At 41.0% G+C, this 9,505-nt stretch carries 10 protein-coding genes and 1 other annotated feature; of the genes, 3 read left to right on the plus strand and 7 right to left on the minus strand.

Annotated elements, in window-relative coordinates:
- Positions 1 to 38: 38 nt before the first annotated feature.
- Both L641_RS0107960 and L641_RS0107970 read right to left on the minus strand, forming a co-directional pair.
- A protein-coding gene (locus L641_RS0107960) for an IS3 family transposase (protein WP_139016074.1) occupies positions 39 to 1,585 on the minus strand; the annotation gives its coding sequence in 2 pieces (ribosomal slippage) (positions 39 to 1,105 and positions 1,105 to 1,585; 1,548 coding nt in all).
- A gap of 428 nt (positions 1,586 to 2,013) precedes the next feature.
- Positions 2,014 to 2,460 (minus strand): hypothetical protein, encoded by a 447-nt coding sequence (locus tag L641_RS0107970; RefSeq protein ID WP_238529444.1) that lies wholly within the window; start codon positions 2,458 to 2,460, stop codon positions 2,014 to 2,016.
- Positions 2,461 to 2,785: 325 nt separating this feature from the next.
- Between L641_RS0107970 and L641_RS0107975 the strand changes: the two genes are divergently transcribed.
- Together L641_RS0107975 and L641_RS0107980 are read left to right on the plus strand one after the other, a co-directional pair.
- The gene (locus L641_RS0107975) at positions 2,786 to 4,057 is read left to right on the plus strand and encodes an aminotransferase class I/II-fold pyridoxal phosphate-dependent enzyme (protein WP_024601617.1); all 1,272 of its coding nucleotides are present in this window, start codon (positions 2,786 to 2,788) and stop codon (positions 4,055 to 4,057) included.
- A 68-nt stretch (positions 4,058 to 4,125) separates the two neighbouring features.
- Positions 4,126 to 4,785 carry an NAD(P)H-dependent oxidoreductase gene (locus tag L641_RS0107980; protein WP_024601618.1) on the plus strand — a complete coding sequence of 220 codons (660 nt, stop codon included), beginning with the start codon at positions 4,126 to 4,128 and terminating at the stop codon, positions 4,783 to 4,785.
- 16 nt (positions 4,786 to 4,801) lie between these two features.
- On the opposite strand, the gene L641_RS22870 is transcribed toward L641_RS0107980, so the two are convergent.
- The 5 genes from L641_RS22870 to L641_RS0108005 all read right to left on the minus strand — a co-directional run bounded on the left by L641_RS22870 (position 4,802) and on the right by L641_RS0108005 (position 8,226).
- Positions 4,802 to 4,990, minus strand: a complete 189-nt coding sequence (locus L641_RS22870; RefSeq protein WP_016900157.1) for a DUF1289 domain-containing protein — start codon at positions 4,988 to 4,990, stop codon at positions 4,802 to 4,804.
- Positions 4,991 to 5,004: 14 nt separating this feature from the next.
- Positions 5,005 to 5,520, minus strand: a complete 516-nt coding sequence (locus L641_RS0107990; RefSeq protein WP_024601619.1) for a hypothetical protein — start codon at positions 5,518 to 5,520, stop codon at positions 5,005 to 5,007.
- A gap of 423 nt (positions 5,521 to 5,943) precedes the next feature.
- A complete protein-coding gene (gene hisIE / locus L641_RS0107995; protein WP_024601620.1) occupies positions 5,944 to 6,558 on the minus strand; it encodes a bifunctional phosphoribosyl-AMP cyclohydrolase/phosphoribosyl-ATP diphosphatase HisIE in 615 nt (204 codons plus the stop codon).
- Positions 6,552 to 7,328 carry an imidazole glycerol phosphate synthase subunit HisF gene (gene hisF, locus L641_RS0108000; RefSeq protein ID WP_024601621.1) on the minus strand — a complete coding sequence of 259 codons (777 nt, stop codon included), beginning with the start codon at positions 7,326 to 7,328 and terminating at the stop codon, positions 6,552 to 6,554. Before hisF ends, hisIE begins: the two co-directional genes overlap by 7 nt.
- Before the next feature lie 295 nt (positions 7,329 to 7,623).
- Positions 7,624 to 8,226 (minus strand): GGDEF domain-containing protein, encoded by a 603-nt coding sequence (locus L641_RS0108005; RefSeq protein ID WP_024601622.1) that lies wholly within the window; start codon positions 8,224 to 8,226, stop codon positions 7,624 to 7,626.
- Between the two features lie 20 nt (positions 8,227 to 8,246).
- On the opposite strand from L641_RS0108005, the gene L641_RS0108015 reads away from it, so the two are divergent.
- Positions 8,247 to 9,466, plus strand: a protein-coding gene (locus L641_RS0108015) for an IS3 family transposase (protein ID WP_223230517.1) whose coding sequence is annotated in 2 segments (ribosomal slippage) — positions 8,247 to 8,535 and positions 8,535 to 9,466 — 1,221 coding nt in all. Because the reading frame shifts where the segments join, the coding sequence is not laid out codon by codon here.
- Positions 8,525 to 8,641 (plus strand) — a sequence feature (AL1L pseudoknot). It overlaps the preceding gene by 117 nt.
- Positions 9,467 to 9,505: the final 39 nt, after the last annotated feature.

Consider the following 9,505-nt stretch of genomic DNA (forward strand, 5'->3'; position numbering starts at 1 on the left):
CGGAGTTTTTCAAGTTAGTTGTCGCATCAAATTAAATTTTATGCCGCCCGCATTGCTTCTTTTTTCTCTGGATTTAAATTTACTTCATTGGTCATTGTCCAATCTCTAGATTTTCCTGACCAACGAATTGGATTCTGCAATTTCGCTATTTCATTTACTCGGTGACGGTTCGCTAGTATCGCTTTATCTAATCCTAAATGACGCTGGTTTGGCGTGACAAATTTAATACCGCTGTGCAAGTGCTCATCGTTGTACCAATCAACAAATCCGTTAACCCACTTCCTTGCACTACCGATGCTTTCAAAGGCTTTTTCAGGGTATTCTGGGCGATACTTTAACGTCTTAAATAGCGATTCAGAATAAGGATTATCATTACTCACTGACGGTCGGCTAAATGAAGGCACAATACCTAACTCCTGCAATGTTGCCAATAACGTTGCCCCTTTCATTGGACTGCCATTATCCGAGTGCAACGTGACTTGATCTGGCTTTACCTGCTCTCGCCTGCAAATATCTACCATTAAATCAGCCGCCAGTGTGCTTAGCTGTGTGTCATGAACCTGCCAACCAACTATTTTTCGACTATAAATATCCATCACTAAATATAAGTATAAAAACTGACCTTTAACCGCTGTTGGCAAATATGTGATATCCCATGTATAAATTTCGTTTACACGTGTTGCCTTGAGCGCTTTTGGTTTTTTTATCTTTTTATTTGGTTTAACTTTTTCTCTGTGTGTTAATAATTTATGTGATTTCATAACACGATAAAACGAGCTTTCTGATGCTATCCACACACCTTTATCTAATAGTTTAGGGACTATCTTGCTGGGTGGTAAATGTCCGTATTCTATTGAATTTACTGTCTTAATAATACGCTGTTGCTCTAATTCAGTTAGCCTGTTAGGTGGTCGCTTTATCGTACTCGTTCGCTTATCTGTCATATCATCAGCTTCAATCCAGCGTTGAATTGTTCTTGCCGTTAGACCAAGTAACTCACATGCTTTTGCTTGCCTTGCCCCTGATTTCTGCGCGTCGGTAATGAGCTTTATCAGTTCATGACGTTCAGTTGAGCTGGTTAATCGTCCTCGTTGAAACCCCAAAGCGCATCCGCTTTTTTTTTGAGTACAAGTAGAGCGGCAGTTTCAGCTAAGGCCTTATCTTTGCGATTCAGTTCTTTTTGCAGTTGCTTTATTTCTTGCTTAAGCTGTTTACTGTCTGACTTTACTGTTTTATTTGAAGGTGGTGTTACTAAATCTTGCTTCCACTGTTTAATATGATGCGGGTAAAGCCCCTTAGCACGGCAATATTCATTAAGAGCTGCTTCATCTAAACTCGCACATTCAATAATGGCATTAAGCCTTTCTTCTAAGCTCCAGTCATGAGGGCGTTTTTCTGTTGTCATGTGACTACCATTATTTTTAGTTTCAAGTTCATGTTTTTTAGCAAGCGTAATCCATCGTTGCAAGGTTGAATAACCGATGCCTAAATCAAACGCAATATCTTCTAGGCGAACATCATCACATTGAGATAATGCTTTTTCAACAGCTTGAACTTTAAATTCTTGTGTAAATCGACGTCTCATTTTATTGCCTCTATTAAAAGTTAGAGGCGACAACTATCCTGACACAGGGGGGTATGTAAGGTGACGATTTATAGTAAACAAAGAGCCAGCCTGATACGGCTAATGTTACGCCTAAACCGTATTCGTTAAGAATCGGAATATACATTATCAATGTAAACACGACTGCCAAATAGAATAAAAATATAGCCCAAAATAATTTTGAGCTGATAAGTTTCAATCTTGTCTGACAATTGGCACATTTAAAATAAAACGGGAATGCAGATAAAGAAAAGCTGAAAACATCTAATTTATGTTCACAGCGAGGGCATAGGCTCATAAATTTCCTTGTACTTTTAACGCTTGCCTAACCGTCGTGAAATAGCAGGCTAAAATTAGCGACGAAGGAGCGCAAGCCAGCTGTTTTGCGTCCTTTGGTTTATAGGCACTTGTTAAGTGCTTTGCTTGGCGTAGAGTTCTTTTGCTTTTGGTAGCCGCTTTACAATGGCTTTAAATCTTGGGCCTTTTCTTACATCAGCAATACCTTTAGTGCCGTTTTTAGAATAAAAGGATTCGATCTTCTCAATATACTGTTCGCAGTAAAATATTTCTTGAGCGTAGTCTTTGCTTTTTCTAGAAAGAATAGCAACTCGTTCAAAATAATAAGGCGCAGGAACCAATCCTGCTTTATTCATTGTTTTAAGCTCGGCATCACAGCAACGTTTCATGGTATCGAGATCATCTTTATTTTCTTCAACCAACTCCCATGTTTGCTTACCGTCGACCAAGTTAGCCCCTTCTGTTACTTCAGAGATTAGCTCGCCACTGGTTTTTGTAGAGCCATCTTTTTTCTTTAAAGATGGCTGTTTTTTCTTAAATAAATAACTCAAGGGGCTCACGCATACTCCTTTAGCACTTAATACTTTAATAGTGCGCTCATCTCGCATATTTATACCAGCGCTGCGCTCATTTTTCTTTTATACATAGTTTTAACAAATTATCTAACATATTACTATCACTAAGTTTTTATTGTTATTAAGTAATAAAGAACAGATTAATATGCGCGCTTGGCTCATTTTCTTGAATATATGAGCGACAGTAGTTTGAACACTTAGCTAGATACAGCGATAAATCTATTTCTTTCAATATTCTTTAGTATATTTCATGTGCACTTTGTAACCATTAAATGCTACGTTAGATGTAACTATATTGAAGGAATAAATTATGAAACTTGAGTCTTTAGCGTTGCACCATGGTTATGAATCTGAAGCCACCACTAAGTCGGCGGCGGTGCCGATTTATAATACCTCTTCGTACACCTTTGATAATACGCAGCATGGCGCTGATTTATTTGATTTAAAAGTGCCTGGTAATATTTATACCCGCATAATGAACCCAACCAATGCGGTGCTTGAGCAGCGTATTGCCGCGATGGAAGGCGGTATTGGTGCGCTGGCTGTGGCCTCGGGTATGGCGGCGATTACCTATGCGATTCAATGTTTATGTGAGGTGGGCACTAATATTGTAAGCACCAGCCAAGTGTATGGTGGTACTTATAACTTATTTGTCCACAGCTTGCCGCGCCAAGGTATAGAGGCGCGAATGATTAAAGCCGATGATTTTGACGGTTTTGAAAACGCCATTGATGAAAACACTCGTGCAGTTTTTTGCGAATCAATTGGTAACCCTGCTGGGAATATAGTTGATATCGCTCGCCTTGCGAAAATTGCCCACAGCAAAGGGGTGCCTTTAATTGTAGATAACACCGTGGCTACGCCGTATCTGTGTCGTCCATTTGAGTTAGGTGCCGATATTGTGGTGCATTCACTCACTAAATACATTAACGGCCATGGAACCGCGATTGGCGGCATGATTATTGATTCGGGCAAGTTTGACTGGAAAGCCAATGCAACCCGTTTTGCGATGATGAATGAGCCTGATCCGTCGTACCATAATGTAGTGTATACCGATGCGTTTGCTGAAGCGGCATTTATTGGGCGTTGCCGCGTTGTACCACTTAGAAATACCGGTGCGGCGCTTGCGCCTAAAAACGCATCAGACATTTTAATTGGCCTTGAAACATTAGGGCTTAGAATGGATCGCCACTGCGAAAACGCGCAAAAAATTGCTGAATACCTAGAGAGCCACCCTAAGGTGCTGTGGGTTAATTACGCGGGATTAAAATCAAGCCCGTATAACGAAATAAGCCAAAAAATTACCAATGGTAAAGCGTCAGGTATTTTAAGTTTTGGTATTGCCGGTGGCCTTGAAGCCGGTACGCGGTTTATTGATGCTCTAAACATGATTTTACGCTTGGTAAATATTGGCGATGCTAAATCGCTGGCTTGCCACCCAGCATCTACCACGCATCGACAATTAAATGATGAAGAGCTGGCCAATGCTGGCGTTAGCCGCGATTTAATTCGTTTATCGGTGGGTATTGAAAACATTGACGATATTATTGCCGATGTAAGCCAAGCGCTCGATAAGGCCTAAATCGTACAGTAAATACCTCAAACTTTTTTGAGGTATTTATTTTCGCAATTAAAAAGGAGTGCCGATACATGAAATTTTTAATTTTTCTCGGTTCGGTTAGAAAAAGTACCCCACCTAAGCCTGCGCGTTTAGGGGAAAGGGTATCGAAAGCATGTGAGCGTTGTTTGCTTGAGCATTACTCTGAGCATGAAATAGAGCTTATTGATCCGCTCGATTATGATTTAGACCCTGTGTTTAAACCGCACTTGGCCTATACGCAGGCTGAGGTACCTAAACAACTTGATGATTTAGCAGCAAAAATTAAAGCCAGCGATGGCTTTGTTATGGTGAGCCCTGAATATAATCATTCGATGAGTCCGGCACTTGCTAATTTGCTAAACCATTTTGGTAGTTCTTTATTTGGCTATAAACCCAGCGCAATTGTGACCTATTCTGCAGGGCAGTGGGGCGGCGTGCGCGCTGCTGTTGGTATGCGCAGCTTTTTAAGTGAACTGGGCTGTTTGCCGGTATCAGCAATGATCCATGTTCCAAAAGCACAGGATGTGTTTATTGAAAGTGGTGACGCAAATAATGCGGCAGAGCAAACATCATGGGATAGCTATTTTTCGCGCACCTTTAATCAATTAATTTGGTGGGCAGAAGGTGCTAGCAAACAACGTGAAGCGTTAGACCCTAAGCGATTAAGTAAAGACTTTAAACGTGACCCATCACAACGTAATGCGCCTTAATGGTTATAAATTTAAGCTAGTCTTTTTTGGCATCTTCACGAGGGGAGGCCAATATAGCTTGCTTTTGCTCATCGGTTAAAATAATCCAGTCGAATATTTCGTCACTTGTGCGCCCGCACCCAGTACAGTAGCCATTCATTCTATAACATTCACCGATACAGTCTGTTTTTAAATGAGTGGATTGTTTACTGGGTGTTAGGCGCATACATTCTCTCGTAATTATTTAGTGGCGACGGGCTTTCCTACTTCTAACGAGGTAGACCAGGTTTTAATTTTTGATAACGTTTTGCTGGTATAAACAGAAATAACCGGCGACTTATCATCAAGTACAAAGGTAGTACGCAGCGACGTTTCTGACTCTTTTTGTGTTTCTAACCAGTTGTTTTTTTTAGTTAAACATTGGCGAGTGAGTTCAACTGCTTGTTGATGCATAGCTACCGCCTGCTGTTGATCTTTGTAGCTTTCTTGGCATTGATAGGTCACGGTTTGATTGTTAAAGCTGGTTACTTGGCAGTTATTGCCAAATACGTTGTACTTTGCGCTCCACACATCTAAATAAGGTGTTTTTACTTTGGTGTCTTTTAACGCTGCAAAGCGATTGTCATAGGCGGCAATCAGCCCATCCATTTTTTCGCAGGGGGTTAGGTTATCTAGTTTAGCTTTTTGCTCAGTGGTTAAACTGCTACAGCCAGATAAAATTAGGCCAGTTAATACCAGCGATATATAGGTTTTCATAATGCGCTATCCTTTTGTAATAGCTATTCCTTGAACATTAGGGTCTATTGACCTTTCAAGGTTGAATTTGCAGCAGTCTGTTTGGTATTTAGGCAAGGCAGAGCCTATGTAGTGTGGTTATTCCCCATAAATAGGTGATAACGCAGCATCAATGCCAAACAGGCGCTGCCCTTCGGGTTCTGCCTAGGGGCGATTTACTCTTTGTTGCTCGGTTTTGACTTAGCCCACTAGGTTGCAAACCGAGCGCCGCGATTAAACCGCCCCTAGTTTGAACAAATTTTAATCCGCAAAGGTCAACAGACCCTAGTTAAAGAATACCTAAGGGAGGGAGTAAATGCTATTCGCAAGGTGTAATTTAAAGTGAATTTATGGTTTTAACATACTGAGTGCGCCACAAAATGGCGCACTCAGTAACAGGCTGTTTTACTTATGACGCCCTTGTAGGCAAGCAACTGCATCGGTGAGCTCTAAGCCTTGACGCTGTAGTAACACAATTAAGTGATACAACAAGTCAGCCGATTCGTTAGTAAGCTCATTGTTGTCGTGTTTCATTGCCGCAAGCGCCACTTCAACGCCTTCTTCACCTACTTTTTGGCAGCTGCGGCTTAAGTCTTCAGCAAATAAAGATGCGGTGTAGCTTTTAGCTGGATCGTCGTTTTTACGTGCAACAATCACATCTTCAAGTTGCGCTAAAAAGCTTAAGCTTGGTTTTGCAGCATCGTCAAAACAGCTTTGCGTGCCTAAATGGCACGTTGGCCCTTCTGGATTTGCCAATACTAAAATTGAATCGTAGTCGCAATCTGTATGCACAGAGACCACGTTTAAGTAGTTTTCTGATGACTCGCCTTTGGTCCATAAACGCGATTTAGAACGCGAATAAAAAGTCACCTTATTACTTTCAAGCGTGACAGCAAGTGCTTCGCTATTCATAAACCCTTGCATTAAAATAACGCCAGAGCGTGCATCTTGAACAATGGCAGGGATCATCTCGCTTTTTGCGAAATCAACTTGAGTTAGGTTTTCTTGCGTTACTAGCATAATCTGGCTGCCACTTGGTTATCTATTAAAAATTGTTTTAGTTCGCCAATGTTAATCACGTTTTTATGAAAAACGCTGGCTGCGAGTGCACCATCTACTTTGCTTTGTTTAAATACATCAACAAAATCTTGCATTGTGCCTGCGCCCCCTGAGGCGATTAAAGGAATGTCGCATAGCTCGCGTATTTTGCTTAGTTGCTCGTTGTCGTAACCATTACGAACGCCATCTTGGTTCATACAGTTTAAAACAATTTCGCCAGCGCCTAAGTCTTGTACCCGCTGAACCCACTCTTGGGTTTTATAACGAGTACGGCTTGAGGCATTAGGATCGCCTGTAAGCTGATACACTAAGTATTCACCGGTTGTTTCATCGTAAAAGCTATCAATACCGACAACCACACACTGCTTGCCAAACTCATCGTGTAACTCTTTTATAAGCTCAGGACGAGCAATGGCAGGGCTATTAATGCTGATTTTGTCAGCGCCGCGTTCAAGTACGCGCGCTGCATCGGCTACCGATTTAATGCCACCCGCTACACAAAATGGAATATCGATATGGCGGGCAATATTTTCTACCCAATTTACATCGAGTAATCGTTTTTCAACGCTTGCACTGATCTCGTAAAATACCAGTTCGTCGGCACCGGCTTCACTGTAGGCTTTAGCAAGTGATAAAACATCGCCGACTACCTCATGGCCCTTAAATTTAACGCCTTTAACGACTTGGCCGTCTTTTACGTCTAAACAAGGAATTATGCGTTTTGATAACATGCGCTTACCTCGTTTTTAAAATTCTGGATTGTAATATGGTTATTATTACGTTTGTTATTGGTATAACTCATTAGAAAACACATAGACTGCACTTGATATGTTATATTTTTAATAAAAATGAATAGTTAATTTAATGAATGAATCTAAATGCATTACTATGCAATGAATTCTTGGCTCCACTATATAATAAAACTTGCGCTATGTTAATGGTAAAAGCTAGAACTAAAAGTGATAATTCATTCCGGAAAAACGCGCAATCTTGAAACCGTATACTAAATTCATAAAATACTAAAAATTAGCGTGTTTCTTTAGAAAACCGATAGCAGTTTCGACCGGAATTTTTAGCCTCGTAAAGTGCTTGGTCTGCGTGTGTTTTTACTTCTAAGCTAGTATGAGCTTGTCCGTTTGTGATGGTAATTCCTATACTTATTCCGAGCGTGCGTTTTTGGTCAAATAAAATAAATGGTTTGCTAATATTTGTAATGATTCTTTGTGCTATCTCAGAGATCACGTCTTTATCATTTAACTGTGGCAAAATTGCTGCAAATTCATCTCCACCTATTCGAGCAATAATATCGTGCTTACGTAAACAGCTTTTTATGCGCGTTGCAACTTCTTTAAGTGCTTCATCGCCTGCACCATGGCCTAACTCATCATTTATTGGCTTGAAGTAATCTAAATCTAAATACATGAGGACTAATGGTGACTCATTGAACTGGGCTTTATTTAGTTCTTTATCAAGCTTATCTAAAAATATCCTACGGTTATAAAGTCCTGTTAAGCTATCTACAAACGCATAACTTTCTACTTTGGCCTCGTATTCTCGTCTGGCGATAGTGTGATTAGCAAAGGTGTAAATAACAAATATTGAATCGCCCCGTGTTTGCCAGAGACTCAATAACTTGAGAAACTGGAACTATGAAAAAATCAAATCGCTATACATCAGAATTTCGTGAACGTGCAATTAGGCTTGTTACCACACAACAGCATGAATACCCTTCTCTTTGGGCTGCGCTAGTATCGATTTCAGATAAACTGGGATGTACCCCAGAAACACTTAGAGCATGGGTCAAGAAATCTCAAGCTCAACCGTCTAAACCCTCTTCTAATACGCAATCAACTGAAGAACGCCTTGCCGTCTTAGAGCGCGAGAATAAAGAGCTCAAGCGAACGAATGATATCCTGAGGCAAGCTGCCGCTTTTTTCGCCCAAGCGGAGCTCGACCGCAAACAGAAGTAATAGTGGATTTTATTGATGCTTGCAGAGAGCATTACGGTGTCGAGTCAATTTGCAAGGAATTGCCGATTGCACCATCAACGTATTATTCTCATAAACAGATACAAAGAGAGCCTGAGCGACTGTCTAACCGCAAAAAGCGTGATGCTGAGCTGATAATACTCATTCGCGAAGTGTGGGAGGATAATATGTCAGTTTATGGTGCAAGAAAAATATGGAAGCAGCTACAGCTTGACGACCATCAAGTCGCCCGCTGTACAGTCGAACGATTGATGCGAGTTATGGGAATTCAAGGTGTTCGTCGGGGTAAAGCACATAAGACAACGATACCTGACGAGCAACAAGATAAGCCACTTGATTTAGTTAATCGTCAATTTACTGCTGAGCAGCCAAATCAACTTTGGGTAGCTGACATCACCTATGTTGCCACATGGAGTGGGTTTGTTTATGTCGCTTTCGTGATAGATGTTTTTTCACGATACATTGTAGGTTGGCGTGTATCAACGACAATGCACACAGAGCTTATTCTTGATGCGTTAGAGCAAGCTATTTGGCATCGTGGCAACCCCGAAGGGTTAATTCACCACAGCGACAGAGGCAGCCAATATTTGTCTATACGATACACTGAGCGACTTGCTGAAGCTGGAATTCAAGCGTCTGTAGGCAGTGTGGGTGACTCTTATGACAATGCATTGGCTGAAACAATAAATGGATTATTTAAAACAGAGATTATTCGCAGAAATGGCCCGTGGAAGAATGTTGATGCTGTTGAATACGCAACGTTAGAGTGGGTCAATTGGTTTAATAATCAACGCTTATTATCTTCAATTGGGTATATTTCACCAGCTCAATATGAAACAGACTACTATGATAATTTAAACGAGTCAGGTAAAGTGGCCTGACTTAAACAAACTGGTCTCCGATGAACTCGGGGCGATTCA

This window comes from Pseudoalteromonas sp. TB41 (assembly GCF_000497975.1).
Lineage (GTDB): Bacteria > Pseudomonadota > Gammaproteobacteria > Enterobacterales > Alteromonadaceae > Pseudoalteromonas > Pseudoalteromonas tetraodonis.

Excerpts from the sequence above, each read along its gene's own strand:
- L641_RS0107975 (WP_024601617.1), top strand. The coding sequence starts at position 2,786 with ATGAAACTTGAGTCTTTAGCGTTGCACCATGGTTATGAATCTGAAGCC.
- L641_RS0107980 (WP_024601618.1), top strand. The coding sequence starts at position 4,126 with ATGAAATTTTTAATTTTTCTCGGTTCGGTTAGAAAAAGTACCCCACCT.
- L641_RS22870 (WP_016900157.1), bottom strand. The coding sequence starts at position 4,990 with ATGCGCCTAACACCCAGTAAACAATCCACTCATTTAAAAACAGACTGT.
- L641_RS0107990 (WP_024601619.1), bottom strand. The coding sequence starts at position 5,520 with ATGAAAACCTATATATCGCTGGTATTAACTGGCCTAATTTTATCTGGC.
- hisIE (WP_024601620.1), bottom strand. The coding sequence starts at position 6,558 with ATGCTAGTAACGCAAGAAAACCTAACTCAAGTTGATTTCGCAAAAAGC.
- hisF (WP_024601621.1), bottom strand. The coding sequence starts at position 7,328 with ATGTTATCAAAACGCATAATTCCTTGTTTAGACGTAAAAGACGGCCAA.